At 63.6% G+C, this 19,815-nt stretch carries 16 protein-coding genes; 10 read left to right on the forward strand and 6 right to left on the reverse strand.

What is annotated here, in order from left to right:
- Positions 1 to 20 precede the first annotated feature (20 nt).
- The 6 genes from AC6CHO_RS11755 (at position 21) to AC6CHO_RS11780 (ending at position 6,245) form a co-directional block, all read left to right on the forward strand.
- Entirely contained in the window at positions 21 to 923 is a 903-nt protein-coding gene (locus AC6CHO_RS11755) for a TrmH family RNA methyltransferase (RefSeq protein WP_498215142.1), read from the forward strand.
- Positions 924 to 941: 18 nt separating this feature from the next.
- Entirely contained in the window at positions 942 to 1,373 is a 432-nt protein-coding gene (locus AC6CHO_RS11760; RefSeq protein ID WP_498215143.1) for a (deoxy)nucleoside triphosphate pyrophosphohydrolase, read from the forward strand.
- A gap of 80 nt (positions 1,374 to 1,453) precedes the next feature.
- Positions 1,454 to 2,095, forward strand: coding sequence for an LppM family (lipo)protein (locus AC6CHO_RS11765; protein ID WP_498215144.1), 642 nt, complete (start codon positions 1,454 to 1,456; stop codon positions 2,093 to 2,095).
- Between the two features lie 142 nt (positions 2,096 to 2,237).
- Positions 2,238 to 3,317, forward strand: coding sequence for a phenylalanine--tRNA ligase subunit alpha (gene pheS, locus AC6CHO_RS11770; RefSeq protein WP_498215145.1), 1,080 nt, complete (start codon positions 2,238 to 2,240; stop codon positions 3,315 to 3,317).
- A 3-nt stretch (positions 3,318 to 3,320) separates the two neighbouring features.
- Entirely contained in the window at positions 3,321 to 5,861 is a 2,541-nt protein-coding gene (gene pheT, locus AC6CHO_RS11775; protein ID WP_498215146.1) for a phenylalanine--tRNA ligase subunit beta, read from the forward strand.
- Between the two features lie 156 nt (positions 5,862 to 6,017).
- Positions 6,018 to 6,245, forward strand: a complete 228-nt coding sequence (locus tag AC6CHO_RS11780; protein WP_498215147.1) for a hypothetical protein — start codon at positions 6,018 to 6,020, stop codon at positions 6,243 to 6,245.
- Here the strand turns inward: AC6CHO_RS11780 and AC6CHO_RS11785 are convergent.
- Positions 6,242 to 6,703: a GNAT family N-acetyltransferase gene (locus tag AC6CHO_RS11785; RefSeq protein WP_498215148.1), complete on the reverse strand. Its 462-nt coding sequence runs from the start codon at positions 6,701 to 6,703 to the stop codon at positions 6,242 to 6,244. The two genes, AC6CHO_RS11780 and AC6CHO_RS11785, sit on opposite strands and share 4 nt — an antisense overlap.
- A 188-nt stretch (positions 6,704 to 6,891) precedes the next feature.
- A complete protein-coding gene (locus AC6CHO_RS11790) occupies positions 6,892 to 7,413 on the reverse strand; it encodes a phosphoribosyltransferase (RefSeq protein WP_444660356.1) in 522 nt (173 codons plus the stop codon).
- Between the two features lie 322 nt (positions 7,414 to 7,735).
- Between AC6CHO_RS11790 and AC6CHO_RS11795 the strand changes: the two genes are divergently transcribed.
- Positions 7,736 to 9,250, forward strand: coding sequence for a DUF5129 domain-containing protein (locus AC6CHO_RS11795; protein ID WP_498215149.1), 1,515 nt, complete (start codon positions 7,736 to 7,738; stop codon positions 9,248 to 9,250).
- A gap of 9 nt (positions 9,251 to 9,259) precedes the next feature.
- On the forward strand, positions 9,260 to 9,949 hold the full coding sequence (locus tag AC6CHO_RS11800) for a 4'-phosphopantetheinyl transferase family protein (protein WP_498215150.1): 690 nt from the start codon (positions 9,260 to 9,262) through the stop codon (positions 9,947 to 9,949).
- Here AC6CHO_RS11800 and ppk2 read toward each other — a convergent pair.
- The 4 genes from ppk2 to AC6CHO_RS11820 form a co-directional block, all read right to left on the reverse strand.
- Complete coding sequence (gene ppk2 / locus AC6CHO_RS11805; protein ID WP_498215151.1) at positions 9,946 to 10,842, reverse strand: polyphosphate kinase 2; 897 nt, start codon at positions 10,840 to 10,842, stop codon at positions 9,946 to 9,948. The two genes, AC6CHO_RS11800 and ppk2, sit on opposite strands and share 4 nt — an antisense overlap.
- A 74-nt stretch (positions 10,843 to 10,916) precedes the next feature.
- Positions 10,917 to 12,218: a M1 family metallopeptidase gene (locus AC6CHO_RS11810; RefSeq protein ID WP_498215152.1), complete on the reverse strand. Its 1,302-nt coding sequence runs from the start codon at positions 12,216 to 12,218 to the stop codon at positions 10,917 to 10,919.
- 12 nt (positions 12,219 to 12,230) lie between these two features.
- Positions 12,231 to 16,166, reverse strand: a complete 3,936-nt coding sequence (locus AC6CHO_RS11815) for a Pls/PosA family non-ribosomal peptide synthetase (RefSeq protein ID WP_498215153.1) — start codon at positions 16,164 to 16,166, stop codon at positions 12,231 to 12,233.
- 251 nt (positions 16,167 to 16,417) lie between these two features.
- Positions 16,418 to 17,386, reverse strand: coding sequence for a quinone oxidoreductase family protein (locus AC6CHO_RS11820; RefSeq protein WP_498215154.1), 969 nt, complete (start codon positions 17,384 to 17,386; stop codon positions 16,418 to 16,420).
- A gap of 176 nt (positions 17,387 to 17,562) precedes the next feature.
- Between AC6CHO_RS11820 and argC the strand changes: the two genes are divergently transcribed.
- Together argC and argJ are read left to right on the forward strand one after the other, a co-directional pair.
- Complete coding sequence (argC, locus tag AC6CHO_RS11825; protein ID WP_498215155.1) at positions 17,563 to 18,594, forward strand: N-acetyl-gamma-glutamyl-phosphate reductase; 1,032 nt, start codon at positions 17,563 to 17,565, stop codon at positions 18,592 to 18,594.
- A complete protein-coding gene (argJ, locus tag AC6CHO_RS11830) occupies positions 18,591 to 19,805 on the forward strand; it encodes a bifunctional glutamate N-acetyltransferase/amino-acid acetyltransferase ArgJ (RefSeq protein WP_498215156.1) in 1,215 nt (404 codons plus the stop codon). The genes argC and argJ overlap by 4 nt, the downstream gene beginning before the upstream one ends.
- The last annotated feature ends 10 nt before the right edge of the window (positions 19,806 to 19,815 follow it).

The following is a 19,815-nucleotide window of genomic DNA, read 5'->3' on the forward strand; positions in this document are numbered from 1 at the left end:
TCTACCGGTATTCTCGAAGTATGAGCAGTTTTCCCCCTGAAGTGATGTCCAATCCACGCGCCGAACGAGTCAAAGCCGTTGCCCGGCTTGCCAACCGCAAGGGGCGTGAAGCCACAGGGGAATTCCTGGTCGAAGGACCACAGGCCGTGCGGGAAGCACTCAAAGCCCACCTGCTGGATGACAACCTTCTCCAGGCCGTCTACGTGGTGGGTGGTTTCCTCGAAAGCCATGACGAGTTCGCAGAACTGCTCGAGCAAACGCAGGTTCCAACGCGCATCGTCACCGGCGAAGTACTGCATGCCATGGCCGATACCCAGACCCCGCAGGGAATTCTTGCCGTCGCTGCGATCGCCCAGCCGCAACTGAGCGAAGTGCTCTCCTCCAAGCCGCAGCTCATTGCGGTCCTCTGCCGAGTCCAGGATCCGGGCAACGCAGGCACCGTGCTGCGTGCTGCCGACGCCGCCGGGGCCGACGCAGTAATCCTGACCAAGGGCAGCGTTGATATTTACAACCCGAAGGCCGTGCGTTCCACCGTCGGCTCGCTGTTCCACCTGCCGGTGCTGAACAACATCGAATTCGACCATCTCATCGAAGCCGCTAAAACCACCGGAAGCCAAGTGCTGGCCGCCGATGGATACGGTGCGCTCAACCTTGATTCGCTCCAGGATGCAGCAGTCCTCCGGGCGCACCACAGCGGTGCGGAAGAAAACCAGGGGTTTGAGGGCCAGCCAGTCCTGGAAGCGCCAACGCTATGGCTTTTCGGCAACGAGGGGCAGGGCCTTGAAGAGCATGAAAAGCAGGCCGCAGACCATGCCGTGGCCGTTCCGCTCTACGGCGTGGCCGAATCGCTGAATGTGGGCACCGCAGCGACCGTATGCCTGTACGCATCAGCGCGGGCCCAGCACACCTCCAAGTCGAGCTAACCCATGCCGGAAACAAGAATGCTGAAACAAATTGTCGCGGTAGCCATCGTTGATGATCTGGAAGCTCCGGGCAAACTGCTAGCCGCCCGCCGCAACCGGCCTGAATCCCTGGCCGGATTGTGGGAGTTCCCCGGAGGGAAAGTTGAGCCGGGGGAGAGTGAAATCGACGCGGTGCACCGGGAACTGCGCGAAGAGCTCGGAGTCACCATCCAGCTAGGCGCGCCCATCCCAAGTCCCCACCGCCAAGGGTGGCCGCTGAACGAGAAGGCAGCCATGCGGATGTGGTTTGCACAGATTACCGCTGGGGTGCCCGACACCTTGGATGGACATGATCAGCTGGCCTGGCTCGCGCTCGATGGCTCATTGCACAAGGCCGTTGAATGGATCCCAGCGGATGCACCGATAGTCGCGGCATGCCTGGAGCAAGCACGTGCAAGTGCGACCAAATAAAGACGCGTAAGCTTGAACTAGCGCCCGTTGAGGCAATGCACGTTTTCTGAACCCCAACATTTTTTGAGGAGCCCTTTTCCGTGAAGAGACTTTTGAGCGTGATCGCGCTGGTCTTTACCGCCGTCCTAGCTTTGTCCGGCTGCGTCAACATGAATGCAGAAGTCAACGTTCAGGGTCAAGACAAGACGACCGGTGCCGTTGAAGTCACCATGAACAAGGAAAACCTTCAAGGCATGAGCCTCGATGAACTTCTGGCTTCCCAGATTGACACTGCTGCCATGGAAAAGCAGATTGGCGGCAAGTGGACCTACTCGAAGATCGAAGAGGGCGAGAACGTTGGCCTGCGCTTCGAAACCGATGGCGTGAAAACCTACACCCAGCTCAAGGACGCGTTCAAGGTCTTCGGATTTGAGATCAACCTGGCAGATGACGGCAAGGAAGTGACCTTCTCCATGCCAGGCGACAAGGCAGCCGTTGACTCCTCCTTCACCGAGGCCAACCTGCACGTGAACTTCCCCGGTGAAGTCACCTCCCACGCCCCGGGCGAAGTCGAGCAACACACTGTGACTTTTGACATGATTCAGGGCGCTCCGGTGTACCAGGCCACCGGCAAATTCGACCACTCGCTGTTCTACTCGGCGATCTTCGGGGGAGCAATACTCGTCCTGACTCTGGTCTTCGTATTGGCTTTCGCGCCAAAGGGCGCCAAGGAAGCGCACTAAGCATCCGGATTGCTGCTTCGTGGTAAGAAGCTTCACGTCAAGGGCCCGTCATCGGTGAAACGATCACGGGCCCTTGGCAATAGAATGGAACCAAAGTGTTCTACGCGTAAGTACAAGATAAGAGTAAGGATCGATCGATCCCATGTCTGATCAGACAACTGGACCAGCTCCCGACGGGGAGCCAAACGTTCCGCACCCAACCGATGAAGCAGGAATCCAGGCAGCCGTTGAAGCTGCCTTGGCCGCCATCGAGGCTGCCGGCGACCTGAACGAGCTGAAGGAAGCCCGCCTGGCGCATACCGGCGAAAAGTCGGCGCTGTCCCTGGCCAACCGCCAGATCGGCCAGCTCGACAAGTCCGAAAAGGCCGTCGCTGGCAAGCTGGTTGGTTCGGCCCGCGGACGGGTCAACAAGGCGCTGGCCGCCCGCACCACGGTGCTGGAAGAAGCAGAAGCCGCCCGCATCCTCATCGAAGAGACCGTTGACGTCACCGCCGCCGCGCGCCGCCGCCCCCTTGGCGCCCGCCATCCGCTCTCGGTCCTGCAGGACCGGGTGTCCGACATCTTCGTCGGCATGGGCTGGGAAATTGCCGAGGGCCCAGAAGTTGAATCCGAATGGTTCAACTTCGACGCGCTGAACTTCAAGCCGGACCACCCGGCCCGCGAAATGCAGGACACCTTCTTCATCGAGCCTGCCGACGCGCACCTGGTATTGCGCACCCACACCTCCCCGGTGCAGGTCCGCTCCATGCTCGATCGCGATCTGCCGGTCTACGTGCTGTGCCCGGGACGTACCTTCCGCACCGATGAGCTCGATGCCACCCACACCCCGGTCTTCCACCAGTTCGAAGGCCTGGCCGTGGACAAGGGCCTGACCATGGCCGACCTGCGCGGCACCCTGGAGCACTTCGCCCGCCAGATGTTCGGTGAAGAAGCCCAGATCCGCCTGCGCCCAGCCTACTTCCCCTTCACCGAGCCGTCGGCCGAGCTGGACATCTGGCACCCGGGTGCCAAGGGCGGCCCGCGCTGGATCGAGTGGGGTGGCTGCGGCATGATCAACCCGAACGTGCTGCGCGCTGCAGGCATCGACCCGGAAGAGTACTCCGGCTTTGCCTTCGGCATGGGCATTGAGCGCACGCTCATGTTCCGCAACGATGTCCCCGACATGCACGACATGATCGAAGGCGACATCCGTTTCAGCCAGCACTTCGGGATGGAGATCTAAGCAATGCGTATTCCACTTTCATGGCTGCGCGAGTATGCGCAGGTACCGGCCGACGCCTCGGCTGAAGACGTCATGGCGGACCTGGTCAAAGTCGGCCTCGAAGAAGAAGACGTGCACCGCCCCTCCGACGAGCTTTCCGGCCCGATCGTGGTCGGCCAGGTGCTCTCCTTGGAAAAGGAGGTCGCCTCCAACGGCAAGACCATCAACTGGTGCCAGGTCCGCGTGGTCCCGGAAGGCACCGAACAGACCCTGACCGGCAAGGGCATCGACCCCTCGGGCGTGCAGGGGATCGTCTGCGGCGCGCACAACTTCGTGGAAGGCGACAAGGTAGTTGTCACCCTGCCCGGAGCGGTGCTGCCAGGAGACTTCAAGATCTCCCCGCGCAAGACCTACGGCCACACCTCGGCCGGCATGATCGCCTCCTCGCGCGAACTGGGCATCGGCGATGACCACGATGGCATCATCGTGCTCTCCAACTACGGGCTGGACCCGGAACTGGGCACCGACGTCTTCGAGCTCTTCGGGCTGGACGACCAGGCCGCCGAGATCAACGTGACCCCGGACCGCGGCTACTGCTTCTCGATCCGCGGCGTGGCCCGCGAGTACGCGCTGGCTACCGACACCTCCTTCACCGACCCGGCAAGCACCGTTGCGGTCGCTGATGCCACGGAGGCCGGCCACGAGGTCGTGCTTGCAGACCAGGCGCCAATTTACGATGTCCCTGGTTGCACCCGCTTCGTGACCCGCGAGGTCACCGGCATCAACCCGGCCCTGCCCACCCCGCGCTGGATGGCTTCGCGCCTGCAGCTGGCGGGCATGCGCTCGATCTCGCTGCCGGTGGACATCTCGAACTACGTGATGCTGGAGCTCGGCGCGCCGCTGCACTTCTACGATGCCGACAAGCTCACCGGTGCGATCACCGTGCGCCGCGCCAATGCCGGGGAGAAGCTGACCACCCTGGACGACAAGGAGCGCGAGCTCTCGGCCGAGGACCTGTTGATCACCGACGAGTCCGGTGCCCTGGGCATCGCCGGGGTCATGGGCGGGGCGGCCACCGAGGTCTCGGATTCGACCACCCGGGTGCTGATCGAGGCCGCGCACTTCGACGCCGTGTCCATCGGCCGATCGCGCCGCCGCCACAAGCTGCCTTCCGAAGCGTCCAAGCGCTTTGAACGCGGTGTGGATCCGAGCATCATGCAGATCGCGGCCCAGCGCGCCGTGAATCTGCTCGTGCAGCTGGCCGGTGGCACCGAAACCACCAAGATCACCGACGCCGGCGCGCAGCCAGCCGACACGCAGATCCAGCTGCCAGCAGGTTTCGCCAGCGCACTGATCGGCGTGGACTACACCGATGAGCAGACCGTGGACTCGCTGGAAGGCATCGGCGCCACCGTGGCGCAGAACACCGGCGGCTTCCTGGTCACCGCCCCGAGCTGGCGCCCGGACCTGGCCATCAAGGAAGACCTGGTCGAGGAAGTGGCCCGCGTTGTGGGCTACGACAAGATCCCGGCAACCTTGCCAGTGGCCCCTCCGGGCCGTGGCTTGACCCGCGCGCAGTCCCAGCGTCGCCGCTTGCTCCAGGGCCTGGCGGATGCCGGACTGACCGAGATCCTGTCCTACCCGTTCGTCTCCGAGCTGCAGAATAACACCTTCGGCGCGGCCCAGGCCGGGACCGAGGTCAAGGCCATTTCGCTGGCCAACCCGATCTCCAAGGAATTCCGCTTCCTGCGCACCAGCCTGCTGCCAGGGCTGCTGGACACCGCGCGCCGCAATATCGGCCGCGGCTTCCGCGATCTGGCCCTCTACGAGGGCGGCTTGGTGTTCCTGCCAGGCGAGCAGCTGGGATCCAGCGTGCTTCCGCCACTGGGCGCCAAGCCCAGTGATGAAGTGCTGGCCGAATTGTTCAACGGCGTGCCCCGCCAGCCATGGCATCTGGCTGCTGTCCTCACCGGGCATGAAGCCTCGGCCGCCGCTGGCTTCGAGCCACGCGCCTGGGATTGGGCAGACGCGCTGGATGCGGCGCAGACCGTGGCCGGCATCCTTGGTGTCCAGCTCGAAGTTGCCCAGGGCAGCCACCAGGGCTTCCACCCGGGCCGTGCAGCCCAGCTGATGGTTGCCGGTGAAGTTGTCGGCTATGCCGGTGAACTGCACCCGCAGCTGCTCAAGGATTGGGACCTGCCAGCTCGCACGGTAGCCATGGAAGTGAACGCCGCTGCGCTGATGGCTGCTGCACCTGCCGTGGTTGTCGCAGAGCACCTGTCCAGCCAGCCACTGGCTACCCAGGACGTGGCTCTTGTGGTGGACCAGGACGTTGTTGCCGGTGACGTACTCGCAGCACTGCGCGAAGGCGCCGGAGACCTGCTCGAAGATATCGCCTTGTTCGACGTGTACCAGGGCAAGGGGATCGAAGATGGCAAGAAGTCGTTGGCCTTCGGCCTGCGCTTCCGCGCTACCGATCGCACCCTGACCGCCGATGAGGCATCCGAGGCGCGCGCAGCTGCTGTGGCTGTGGCCGCCGAGAAGTTTGGTGCCACCCAGCGCTAGCTGAAACTGCAGATGCCCCGCCGGCTGTCTTGATTTATTTCAGGGCGATGGGCGGGGCATTTGTGATTTTCCGTGTCCGGGTTTTGCCAACAAGGCGTCTACACTTGATTCTGGGAAACCGCTGATAATTACTTGATGCTAAGGAAGTGACGGCTCGTGAAGGGACTGCGTTCATGCGGCGCCGTGCTGCTGGTATTGTTCCTCGGCCTGCTGGCAATCGCAGCGCTCATCGCAGCCGGTTGGGCAGCCGTGGTGTTCATCGAACGCGGTGCAGGAGCGCACCTGCAAGATGAACCGACACCGACCTACCAGCCAGAAGAGGAAGCCCCGGATCCCTTGCGCCCTACCAGCTTCGGGCTGCCGCATGAGGCGAGCACCTATTAGAGCGGCCTCGCGGCTTTGGTGAGGGTGAGAAGCGACGCGTCCTGGCTTTGAACGAGAAATCCTTGCCATTCAAGGACTCTAAGCGACGCCGCATTATCGGGTGCCACCCTGGCAATGAGGTCGGCGATTCCAGCTTTTTCAAGCTGCCCTATGCCCAGGGCGACCAGGTCCTTGGCCAGCCCCTGGCCCCAGAACTCTGGCGCCAGCCAGTATCCGATCTCGGTGGCCCCGGCACGCTGTGTTGCGGTGAATAGGCCGATGCGAACCCTGCCGCGCCAGGCAATGAACCACGAAATTCCAGGGCATTCCAGTGCGTGGGCTACACGCTGTTCGGAGTATGCGCGGCTCCATGGCTGGCCATCACCGATGTACGCGGTAACCCGCTCATCCGCGGCCAGGTCCGCAACGAATTCCGTGTCGGCTTCGGAGATTGCCGTTAGCAGCAGTGGGGAAGTCATGTCTTCAGCGTATTGCATGGCCTTGTGACGCTCTAGCTACGTACACGTCTAGCTACGTACACGTCTAGCTACGTACACGTCTAGCTACGTACACGTCTAGCTACGTACACGAGACGTCGAACGCAGAGCTGCATGCTTAAGCAAAAGCAGGGAACGACGGGCATCGTTCCCTGCTGAAGATCAAAAAATTACTTTGCTGCGCTAGCGGTAACCGGTGGCAGGTCCGACCATGGGAAGGTGATCCACTTGTCGGTGCGGCGCCATTCGTAGTCCGGCACCATGATGGTGCGCGGCTTGGTGTAGAGGCAGACGGTCTTGACATCTGCGCCCCAAGCGGAGACCAGATCGACGACCTTCTCCAAGGTGCGGCCGGAGTCGGAGACATCGTCGACTATCAGGATCTTCTTGTCGCGCAGGTGGCCATCATCCAGCATTGGCGGAAGCACCACTGGCTCAGGAAGCACGGTGCCGATGCCCGTGTAGAACTCCACGTTCAGGGCGCCGCAGGCCTTGACGCCCAGGGCGTAGGAAATCGAGCCGGCCAGCAGCAGGCCGCCGCGTGCCACGGCCAGGACGATTTCCGGCTCGAAGCCGCTGTCTACAATGGTCTGTGCCAGTTCGCGGGATGCCTCGCCGAAGGTGTCCCAGGTGAGGATTTCGCGCTCTGGTTCTGAAAGGACGGATGCCCCTGAATCGTCAATGCTAGTCATTCTGCAATTTTACCGCCGTTTTCCATGCCATCGTGCTTGAATCAAATGCCTGATCCGGTTTTCAGCACTAGTCCGGAGCGGTTTTTGCTTATTGATTAGGCAATAATCCGAAAGGGAGCCCCATCGCTGAGCAATGCATCACGTCATGGCGAATGGCGCCCAGGGAGAAGCTGATGCGTGCTCCGGGGAGCGGCGGAGCAGCGGACCGTGACGAGCTGGACCATGGCTCGGCTGGTCCCGCGGCTAAAACCCCTTTTGATCGATAAACTGGTGGAAGCAGTCGTCGACTCACCATCTGGCATCGGTCTAAGGAGAAGCGAGCATGACACGTAGCATTCGAAAGGGGCGCGCTGTCAGTGCCTTGGCAATCCTGGCATGGGGATTCTTCACCGCGGTGGCACCGGCCCACGCCGTGACCGCAGTGCAAATCCACGCCGGTGAAAACCTGGGGACAGTGACCATCGACGATACCGCTGGCGTGATCAATCGTGAACGGCTTTCAGATGCCCTCGATGATCTGGATTTCAACGAACCGACCAACGTCGCGGTCTATACGCGCAACGGCGAATACTCGGATGACATCAATGCAAAAACCCTCGAATTCGCCCGTGAATCCCATCCGGAATGGATTTCGGATAAGCCTGAGGACTACGGGGACTACTGGGCCGATGGGCTGCTGATCATCACCCTGTCCGTCGAAGGACCCGGAGACGGGCAAATCGGCACGTACTTCGGCGAAGACCGCAAGGTCAGCACCGGCCAGATGGAAAGCATCCAAGAAAAAGGCTACGACGATTTCAACCTGTCACGGTGGACCGATGGCGTGATAGCCGTAGCCACCAAGGCCTCGGGCATCATGAATCGGCCGTGGTACAAGAGCCCTGCGCTCTGGTGGACCGTAGCAGCCGGAGGAGGCGGCACCGGAATTGTCCTGGGAGCCACTGCCGCAGTGCGTTCTTCGCGACGCAAGAACTTTGCCCAGGATTTTCACGCAGGACGAGAGCATCTGACCAATGTCACGATGGACTTGGAAGAAACCGAGCTCGCCGCAAAAACTCTGCCCACAGGATCGGCGCACGCCGCGGAGCTGGAACGCCGCTTTGCCGACTTCATGGCCAACTATCGCGAAACCTTCGATGCGCAAGCCAAGCTGGACATAGCTGGGAAGAAGTACCGGTCATCAACCGATGGCGTGGAAGCCGCCAAGATATTCAAGGACGACGCGCAAAACCTCGACCGCACCGACGACGCCATCATTGCCGCCGCTGCACTCTACACTCGCTCGGCTTCATGGGAAGACGCATGGCGTGCGCAAACCAAGCCGCTCGCCGATGACCTATCGCAGATTTCCACGCTCATTGATGACGCTGAACCCGAATTGGCAGGCAGTGCCGCGGCGCTGGCTTCGTACCGGGTGACAGCCGCAGAATCGCTGGAAGCACTGGGCACCCAATTGAAGACCGAGGAAATCGATGTAGATCAGGCATTGGACCAGCTCTCCGATCTTCGCCAAGGACTGACCGAGCGCCTGGACGAGTTTGCCAAGGCCCAAATCGACGCCTATGCAGAAAATGACGAGGAGAAGGAACAGATGCGCGAGGCGATGGAACGCTCGCGCAACTCCATCGGAAGCCATAGCCCACGTGGCGGGACCATCTTGGACGTATTGAACCCCGGCGCGATGTACTGGAGCGTCAGCAGCTACCACACCGGCTACACCTCTGGCGCGAACTCGGTAGACCAGTCGCGGGAATCCGCCAGCTCATCCGGGTCGGTGTCTACCGGATATTCCGGAGGCGGCAGCTTCTCTGGCTCCGGCGGATCTTCACGCTTCTAGCGACGATTGATGCGCATTTTCAACAAGCTGCTGCCCGCGTCAGTACACGTGGCAGAAACGCGTTCGGAGCTGGACGAGGGGCCTCGGTACCGGTCCGAAGAGATCTACGTGGCCAACGCGGTCGAATCCCGCCAGCAAGAATTTCGCACGGTGCGCATTTGTGCCCGGCAAGCGCTCGCTGAACTAGGCCACGGCGGACATGTTCTGGTGCCTGATGAGCACCGGGCACCGGTCTGGCCACAGGGTGTCGTGGGAAGCATGACGCACTGCGAAGGGCTGCGGGCCGCTGCCGTGGCGAGTTCGGATCAGTGGAGCGGGATCGGCATTGACGCCGAGCCGCATTTGGCGCTGCCGCCAGGCACCGTGGATCTTCTCCTGCTGCCAGCTGAACAAGAGGCAGTAGACCGGCTGTCCACCCTGGAACCGGGCATCGCCTGGGACAAGCTGATTTTCAGCGCCAAGGAAAGCGTCTTCAAAACCTGGTTTCCGATGGCACGGCGATGGCTGGATTTCCTTGAATGCGAGATCAGTGTGGGCCAGCGGCCCGGGGCCTTCACCGCCCGAATCCTGCAGGCCGGGACCTTGCATCTGGGCACAGACTTGTCAGTGGTTTCCGGGCACTGGACGGCCGAGGATCGGGCGGGGCACGGATTGCTGGCCACCGCGATTGCCGTTCGGCAGAATTCTGTAGGGACCTAGAATTCTTCGCCGTGGGTGATGACGTTTGCTGCACGGCCCACGATCTGCGGGTCGGGTGATCCGACCAGTTCATGGTCCTTGCCCGCGTAATCAAAGCGGTTCAGCACATGGCGCATGGCCGCAAGCCGTGCGCGCTTCTTGTCGTTGGACTTCACTACCGTCCACGGGGCGTGGTCGGTGTCCGTCTTGAGGAACATTTCCTTCTTTGCTTCCGTGTACTTGTCCCATTTGTCCAGGGATTCAAGATCCATGGGGGAGAGCTTCCACTGGCGCACGGGATCAAGGCGGCGAATAGTGAATCGGGTGAGCTGCTCGCTGGCGGAGACGGAAAACCAGAACTTCACCAGATCAATGCCTTCGTCCACCACGAGTTGTTCAAACAGGGGCGTCTGATCGAGGAAATGGCCCGCTTGGGCTGGCGTGCAGAATCCCATGACCCGTTCCACACCGGCACGGTTGTACCAGGAGCGGTCAAACAGCACGATTTCCCCGGCGGACGGGAAATGCTGCACATAGCGCTGGTAGTACCACTGGGTGGTTTCCCGATCGCTGGGTTTTTCCAGGGCCACGACGCGGGCGCCACGGGGATTCAGGTGCTCGGTGAATCTCTTGATCGTCCCGCCCTTGCCGGCGGCATCGCGGCCTTCAAAAACAATCATGATGCGTCGGCCCTTGGCCTTGGCCCACTTTTGAAGTTTGAGCAGCTCAATCTGCAAGGCACGCTTTTCGAGCTCGTAGGTTTCGCGGTCGAGTTTCTCTTCGTAAGGGTAGTCCTCGCGCCAGGTATCGACCACGCTGCCATCGGCGCGCAGCAACAATGGATCGTCATCATCATCGTCGAGCACCGAGTAGCCGCGGAAAGCATCATCAAGCAGGGGGATTTCTACGCTCATAGTGGCAAGCCTAGAATCAGTGGATGAACAGCCAATGAACCGGAACTGAACGAGGCGACCGGCGGGCCCGGCGCTCAGCCCGGGAAGGGCGGCAGCTGGAGGTCGGCAAGCCAACTGTGCAGAATTTGATCAGTTTCAATGCCGGGCGCATGCTGTTTCAGGTGCTTGCTGAACTTTTTCGCATCGACACTTCCATGCTGATAGGTGCCCGTCCAATCGCGCAGCATCTCGTAGAACGCTTCATCGCCCAGCTCTTTGAGCAGCGCGTAGAGAGCCAGCGCACCGCGCTTGTAGACGCGATCATCAAACATGTCCTCCGGGCCGGGATCCCCGATCATGAGGTCCTGGGGGAGGGCATTGAGCTTCTCCCAGGCTGAGCGGGCACGCTGTTCCATCGGCATGGCACCACAGTGTTCGGAGTAGACCCACTCGCTGAAACACGCGAACCCTTCATTCAGCCAGATGTCCTTCCACCCAGCAGGTGTCAGCGAGTTGCCGAACCATTGGTGCGCGAACTCGTGGGCGATCAGCCGCTGTGCCTCCCAGTCCAGGGACAGGTGGTTGCGCCCGAAGATGCTCATGCCCTGGGCTTCCAGCGGAATTTCCAGGTCGTCGTCAACCACCACGATCTTGTAATTCTCAAAGGGGTACGGGCCGAATTTGCGTTCAAAGATTTCGGCCATCTGCCCCTGCTTGGCAAAGGCGCCACGCACCGCCAAGTCGTTGCCCGGTACCGAGTAGGCCAGCAGATGGTGCCCGCGGTCAAAAGCGATCTCGACATAGCGCCCGATCTGCAAGGTGGCCAGATAGGTCGCCATCGGTTCACGCTGTTCATAGATCCAGGTGGAGCGGCTGGCCGAACGGCGCTGGGAGAGCAAATCGCCATTGGCAACGACCCGGTATCCGGCGTCGGTGGACACCTCGAAGCGATACGATGACTTGTGGCTGGGGTGGTCATTGCAGGGGAACCAGGTGGAAGCCCCGACCGGCTGGCCGGAAACGAGAATGCCGTCGGTCAGCTCTTCCCAGCCGACTTCGCCCCAAGGCCCGTTATCCACCGCGGGGTTGCCGCCATAGCGCAGGTTCAGCTCGATATGCTCGCCGGCCTTGACCCGATTCGGGGTCGAGACCACAACGCGGTGGTGCTTCTTGGCCACGGAGACTTTGCGCCCCTGGCAGGTGGCCTTGATGATCTTGAGCCCGTTGAGGTTCAGCGCGATCTCGTTGAGGTCCACAAGGGCGCGGATGCGCAGCATCGCCCGGCCATCGAGGTGGTTGCTGGCCAGCTTCACTACGAGGTTCACGTCGTAGTGCTCCACGGTGTAGTCCGGGGAGCCGTGGTGCTTGGTGTACTCATCCAATATGCGATGGTGCATCGGTGTGTTGCCTCAGGCTTCCTGTGTGGCGGGCTGTGGAAGGTGCGTATCCGGGTTGATGTTCCAGCGTACTGCCGGATTGCCCCGCCAGTAGGTATTGGCGGGCAGAACCTCGCCGCGCAGGATCAGGCTGGCCGGACCGGTGGTGGTGCCCTCGGAGATCTGCGCGGCCGGCAGGATCACGCTGTGCGGGCCGAGGGTTGCTCCGGCACCTAGGGTGACCGCGTCAATGGACATGATGCGGTCGTGGAATAGGTGGGTCTGCAGCACCGAGCCGCGGTTGACCGTGGAATGGTCCTGAAGGGTCACCAGATCGGCTTCGGGCAGCCAGTAGCTTTCGCACCACACGCCGTGGCCGATCTTCGCGCCCTGGGCACGCAGGAACCACACCAGGGCCGGGGTTCCCGAAGCGAGGCGGGCGAACCATTGGGCGCACACCAGCTCGGTGAAGGAATCGACCATTTCGGTACGCCAGATAAATGAGCTCCACAGGGTGTGCTCGCCGGGGCGGATTGGGCCGACCACCAGCCACTTGGCGGCCACCGCGATCGCCGCGGCCACTGCGCCGGCGATCACCAGCACCGCGCCGGAGAGCAAAATGCCCGCCCAGACGCCGGCATGGGTGGCCAAAGCCGCCAGCGCCCACAGCACCCCGCCGGCGATGGCAACGGTCGTGAATACTGCCAGGCTGCGGGCCAGCTCCCAGAAGGAGCGCATGATTTTCAGCTTCATGCCCGGTCGGTAGGTCCGCTCCGTTTTGGCTTCCACTGTGGTGCGGCGCAACTTGTTCGGCGGAGAACCGATCCACGAGGTGCCGGGTTTCATCTTCTTCGGGGTGGCCGAGAGCACCGCGATCAGCGAGCGCTTGGGTACCCGGCGCCCGGCATGCAGGATGCCGGAGTTGCCGAGGAAGGCCTTTTTGCCCACGCGGACCGGGGCGATATGCATCCATCCGCCACCGAGTTCGTAGGAGGCCACCATGGTGTCATCGGCCAGGAAGGCGCCGGAGGAGATGGTGGTCATCTTGGGGATCAGCAGCACTGTGGAAATTTCCACATCCCGTCCGACCTTGGCACCCAGCAGGCGCAGCCAGATCGGAGTGAACAGCGAAGCGTACAGCGGGAAGAGCTGGTCGCGGGCGGTATCAAGCACGCGTTCGGTAGCCCAGGCCTGCCAGCCCACGCGGGAGGTGACCGGGTGCCAGCCTTCAACCAGGCCGATGGACAGCAAGCGAACCACGGCGACGGTCAAGGCCATGCTCGACAGGAACCAGGCCAGCGCCGCCACAAGGACGGCCGGGATGAAGCTCCACCCGATTCCGGCCAGCGAATCGGCCGGCCGCAAGATCGGGGTGATGGCCAGCAGGGCAATGGCCACCGGGATCCACTGCCACAGGTTGAGCAGCAGGGATGCGATGCCGGCGAGCAGGCGCGGCGCTGCGCGGTACACCGGCTGGGCCTCGGGCCATTTGGGCTTGGCCTTGGACTGGCGGGTGGCCGGGGATCCGGCGTAGCGCGAGTTCGCGCGGGTATGCCCGTAGACGGCCGAACCGGCGTCGACGATGCAATGATCGCCGATGACGGCACCGGGCATCAGAGTGCTGCGTGCGCCGATGGAGGCATGGGCGCCGATGTCGATGGCCCCGACATGCAGCTTGTCGCCATCGATCCAGTAGCCGCTGACATCCACTTCGGGTTCGATGGTGGCCCCGGGGCCCACAGCGAGCATTCCGGTCACCGGAGGCAGGGTGTGCAAGGTTGCGGTGCGGTCGATTTTTGCTCCGAGCATCCGGGCGTACCACGGCAGCAGCGGGGCGCTGGACAGCGAGATCGGATCGACCACATCTGCCACGTGCTGGGCCAGCCACAGCCGCAGGTGCACGGATCCCGAACGCGGGTAGATGCCGGGTTCCAGCCCGCGCAGCAGCAGCTTATTGGCCAGGATGGACAGCGACATCCGCCCGGCCGGGGTGGCGAAGACCAGCCAGAGCGCAGCGACCGCGTACCAGGGCACGGGCAGCGGGGCGTCGAATACGCCCAGGGCCGCCAGCGCCAGGTGCCCGATCGCCACATAGGTGAACCAGCGCAGGCCGGAGAGGATGAACAGCGGGAAGGCCACGAGGGTTTGCGCCAGCTGGGTGCTGCGCCTGGTGCGGGCCACGGTGCGAGGCTCCACCGGCTCGCTGGCGGCCTGCTGCCCGCCGAGATACTCCGCCAGGGCGCCGAACCGCGGGTAGTCGTAGAGCTCGGCGACCGTCAGATCGGGGTAGCGCACGCGCAGGGCGGAGACCAATTGGGCCGCCGAGAGCGATCCGCCGCCGGCGGCAAAGAAGTCAGAGTCAAGGCCGGAAACCGGGGTGCCCAAGGCGCCCTGCCAGGCCTCGGCAATGAAGCTGCCCGCTTCATCCAGCTGCGGCGAATCGCCGGCGGCCCCGGTGTTTTCTTCTCCGGGCAATGGCCACGGCAGGGCGTTGCGGTCGACCTTGCCGCTGGTTTTCATCGGCAGGCTGTCCATGACGGCCAGGATCGGCACCATGGGTGCGGGCAGGTCTTCAAGGAGCGCGCTGCGGGCCGCCGGCAGGTCATAGCCTTCGGGAGCTTGCAGGTATCCGACGAGGATCTTGTTGCCGGTGGCGGTTTCCCGCACCGCCACCGCCGCCGAGGATACTCCTGCCAAGGAGTTCAGTGCGGCATCGATTTCGCCCAGCTCGATGCGCCGGCCCCCGATTTTCACCTGGTCGTCAACGCGCCCGATGAAAATCAGCCCCAACGGGTCGTTGACGACCATATCGCCGGAACGGTAGGCGCGCTCCCAGCCCAGGGTGGGCATGGGGGCGTACTTTTCCGCGTCCTTTTCGGGATCCAGGTAGCGGGCCAGGCCCACGCCGCCAATGATCAGCTCGCCCGATTCGCCCTCGGCCACCGGAATGCCCTGGGGGTCGACCACTGCCAGGTCCCATCCGGCCAGAGGCAGGCCGATGCGCACCGGCAGGCTGCCGTCCATGGTGGCACCGCAGGCCACCACCGTGGCTTCGGTGGGGCCATAGGTATTCCAGACCTCGCGGCCCTCGGTCGCCAGGCGGCCGGCGAGCTCGGGCGGGCAGGCTTCGCCGCCAAAAATCAGCAGCCGCACCGAGTCCAGGGCCTGGGCGGGCCACAGTGCCGCCAAGGTGGGAACGGTGGAGACGGCGGTGATGGATCGCGAAATCAGCCAGGGGCCCAGGTCCATGCCGCTGCGCACCAGGGCGCGCGGGGCAGGCACCAGGCAGGCGCCGTTGCGCCAGGCGATCCACATTTCCTCGCAGGAGGCGTCGAAGGCCACCGACAGCCCGGCGAGCACGCGGTCCGTGGTGTTTAGCGGGTCGGCAGGCAGGAACATCTGCGCTTCGGCATCGGCAAAGGCCGCGGCCGAACGGTGGGATACCGCGACACCCTTGGGCTTTCCGGTGGAACCCGAGGTGAAAATGATCCAGGCGTCATCCTCCAGTCCCGGCATCCGTGGCGCGGCGAATGGCTTGGGCCGCCCGGATTCGGCCACGATGGTGCCGGTGCCCTTGATGATTCCGGCCACCTGGGCTTCGGTGAAGACGGTTTTGGCCCGCTCGTCGGGGTCATCGGCATCCACCGGAACGTAGGCGGCGCCCACCCAGAGGATCGCCAGGATCCATTCGTAGAGGTGGCGGGTGCCGGATTCGACGCGCACCCCAATGCGGTCGCCAGCGCCCAGCCCCTGCTCATGCAAGCGGCGGGCCTTGGCCTTGACCTCCTCGATGAGCTCGGCGTAGCTCTCGGTGCGCTCCCCGTCATCAATGGCGGGGGCGTCGGGGTATGCCCGGGCGGTCGCCTGCAGGATGTCCAAAAGTGTTCGAGGAGCCGGGGCCAGGGCACCGGAAGGAAACTGGGGAGCATAGATTTCTTGATCCGGCGCCGTAGCTTGATCGTTGTCCATGATGAACGGATCCATCCCTTCTCATTTAACTGCGTAAATGGAATCGGGGCGCTGGGGGAGAGCGTCCCACAAAGGATATGGATGCTGGAGGGGTGGATCGGGGGATCCAGTGCCTATCTTAATGGGCAGTGGATGAACGGGTTCGGCTGATTCGGCTGAACTGTCGGCTAAGTCTCACTGATTTCGCAACTGCTACGCCTTGGGCCCGGGGCGCCGGCCACAATGTTGTTCCCCGGACCCAAAGCTGGTAGCTACGGCAGCAAGATGACCTTGCCGGTGGTGGCCCGCGATTCCAGCGCCGCATGTGCTGTGCCCGCCTCGGCCAGCGGGTACCGGGCTCCGATGCGCACATCGATCTTGCCTGTGGCCACCCAGCCGACCATATCGCCGAAGCGCCAGTGCATTTCCTGCTCCGAGGTCAGGAAATCGGCGAGCTTGGGGCGGGTCACGGTCAGCGATCCTCCAGCGTTCAGGCGCTGCAGGTTGAAATCCGGGACCTGCCCGCTGGCGCCGCCAAAGAGCACCAAGGTGCCTCGCCGGCGCAGTGCTGCCAAGGAGGTGTCGAAGGTGTCCTTGCCAATGCCGTCATAGACCGCGTTCACGCCCTGGCCCCCGGTGATCTTCTCGACCGTTTCGGCGACCTGGTTGTAGTCGACCACGTAGTCGGCTCCGGCGGCCTTGGCCAGGTCCTTCTTCTCCTGGCTGGAGGCGGTGGTGATCACGGTGGCGCCCTTGAGCTTGAGCAACTGGGTGAGGATCAGCCCCACGCCACCCGCGCCGGCATAGGTGAGGATGACATCGCCGTTGTGCACCATGTAGCTGGAGTGGACCAGGTAGTGGGCGGTCATGCCCTGCAAGGGCAGGGCGGCAGCGATATGCAGGTCCACCGAGTCCGGGACCTTGGCGGTCAGTTCGGCATCGACCACGGCATAGTTCGAGTATCCGGCCACGCCTGAGGCGGTGGCTACGCGATCGCCCGGCTTGAAGTTCTGGACGCCCTGGCCGATCTGCTCCACCACTCCGGAGAACTCGGAACCCGGCACAAACGGGTAGTCGACGCTGTAGACGCCGCTGCGCTGGTAGGTTTCGATGAAGTTGACGCCGGTGGCTGCGACCTTGATCAGCAGCTGTCCGGGGCCTGGGGCGGGGACGGGGATTCGGGTTAGCTGCAATCCGGTGGCGTCGGTGGGTTCGTTGACCACGATGGCTTGTTGCTGCATTATGCGGTGCTCCTGAAATACGCGGTGTCTGCGGGGTGTTCCGGCGGGCCTCTACGGCCAGTTTAGGACTTTGCCCGCCATGGTGGGGACAGGACTTGGTGGATGTCGGGTTACGTGACGAAGTATTTTATGAATATTTATTAGCGCACATGAATATTTCGCGATAGAATCTGGTCATGACGATTTCAGTAGCTGTCTCCGGCGCCAGCGGATACGCCGGCGGTGAGGTCCTTCGCATCCTTGCAGCCCATCCAGAAGTAGAGATTGGCGCGATCACCGCGCATTCCCAGGCCGGGCAGCGACTCGGTTCCATCGCGCCGCACCTGCATGCGCTCGCCGACCGCGTCCTGGTGGACACCACGGTAGAGAACCTCGCCGGGCACGACGTCGTATTCCTGGCCCTGCCGCACGGTGCCTCGGCCGCCGTCGCCGCGGCCCTGCCGGAAAACACCCTGGTCATCGACGCCGGCGCGGACCACCGGCTCGAATCCGCAGCAGCCTGGGAAAAATTCTACGGTTCACAACATGCAGGCTTCTGGCCCTACGGCCTGCCTGAGCTCCCGGGCCAGCGCGAGAAGCTCGTGGGCACCCGCCGCGTAGCCGTGCCCGGCTGCTATCCCACTGGCGGGCAGCTGGCCCTGGCTCCGGGCTTTGCCGCAGGGCTGCTGGAAGCCGACGACGTGGTCATCGTTTCCGCCTCGGGCACTTCGGGGGCCGGCAAGTCGCTGAAGCCGAACCTGCTGGGCAGCGAAGTCATGGGCTCGATGAGCACCTACGGCGTGGGCGGCATCCACCGGCACATTCCGGAAATGGAGCAGGGCTTCTCCAAGCTCGCCGGCCAGCCGGTCACCGTGTCCTTCACCCCCACCCTGGCCCCGATGCCGCGCGGCATCCTGACCACCGCCACCGCCAAGGTTAAGCCCGGGGTGAGCGCCGGGGCGCTGCGCGCCGCCTGGGAACAGGCCTACGCGAACGAGCAGTTCGTGCACCTGCTGCCCGAGGGCCAATGGCCGACCACCGGTGCGGTCCAGGGCTCCAACCACGTCCAGCTGCAGCTGGCCTTCGACGAGCACGCCAACCGCGTCATCGTCACCGCCGCCCTGGACAACCTCACCAAGGGCACCGCAGGTGCCGCGGTCCAGTCGATGAACATCGCGCTCGGCCTGGAAGAAAATACCGGATTGCTCATGCAAGGAGTCGCACCGTGAGTCTCGCCTATACCAGCACCCACCCATCGGCAGCCACCACGGGTGTCACCGCCCCGGCCGGTTTTACCGCCGCCGGCGTGCCAGCCGGGCTGAAGTCCACCGGCAAGAACGATGTGGTTCTGGTCAAGAACCTCGGGCCTCAGTTCACCGCGGCCGGGGTCTTCACCTCCAACCGCGTGGCCGCCGCCCCGGTGTACTGGTCCAAGCAGGTGCTGGCCGATGGCCGCATCGACGCGGTCCTGCTGAACTCCGGCGGAGCCAACGCCTGCACCGGTGCCGAAGGCTTCGGCAACACCCACCAGAGCGCCGAATTCGCGGCCGGGCTGCTGGATGTCTCCGCCGGGGACGTGGCCGTGGCCTCCACCGGGCTGATCGGCGTGCAGCTGCCCATGGACAAGCTGCTGCCCGGCATCGAAGCCGCCGCGACGGCGCTGGCCAGCGGCCAAGCCGCCGCCGATGAGGCCGCCGCCGGCATCATGACCACCGATACCGTGCCCAAGCTGGTCTCCCGCGTGGTGGGCCCGGCCGGTTCGGCCCAGATCACCATCGGCGGCATGGCCAAGGGCGCGGGCATGCTCGCCCCGGCGCTGGCCACGATGCTCGTGGTGCTCACCACCGACGCGGTGCTCACCAGCGCCCAGGCCGACACCGCGCTGCGCGCCGCCACCGCGATGAGCTTCGACCGCGCGGACTCCGATGGCTGCATGTCCACCAATGACACCGTGCTCCTGCTGGCCTCTGGCGCCTCGGGCACCACCCCGGACATCGCCGAGTTCACCGACGCGCTCACCGACGCCTGCTGCGAGCTGGCCGCAAAGCTGATCGAGGATGCCGAGGGAGCGGACCACACCATCGCGATCCGCACCTTCAACGCCGCTACCGAGGCCGACGCCCTGGAAGTGTCCAAGGCCGTCTCGCGCTCCAACCTGGTCAAGACCGCGGTCTTCGGCAGGGACCCGAACTGGGGCCGGGTGCTCTCCGAGGTCGGCACCACCAAGGCCGCCTTCGAGCCCGATGAGCTCAACGTGTCGATCAACGGCGTCATGGTCTGCAAGAACGGAGGGGTCGGCGAAGACCGCAACCTGGTCTCGCTCGAAGAGCGCAATGTCTCGATCGAGATCGACCTGAACGCCGGCACCGAGGAAGCCACCGTGCTGACCAACGACCTGACCCACGACTACGTCCACGAAAATTCCGCCTACTCCAGCTAGGCTGCACCCG

The sequence above is a fragment of the Glutamicibacter sp. GQ173 genome, assembly GCF_059759215.1.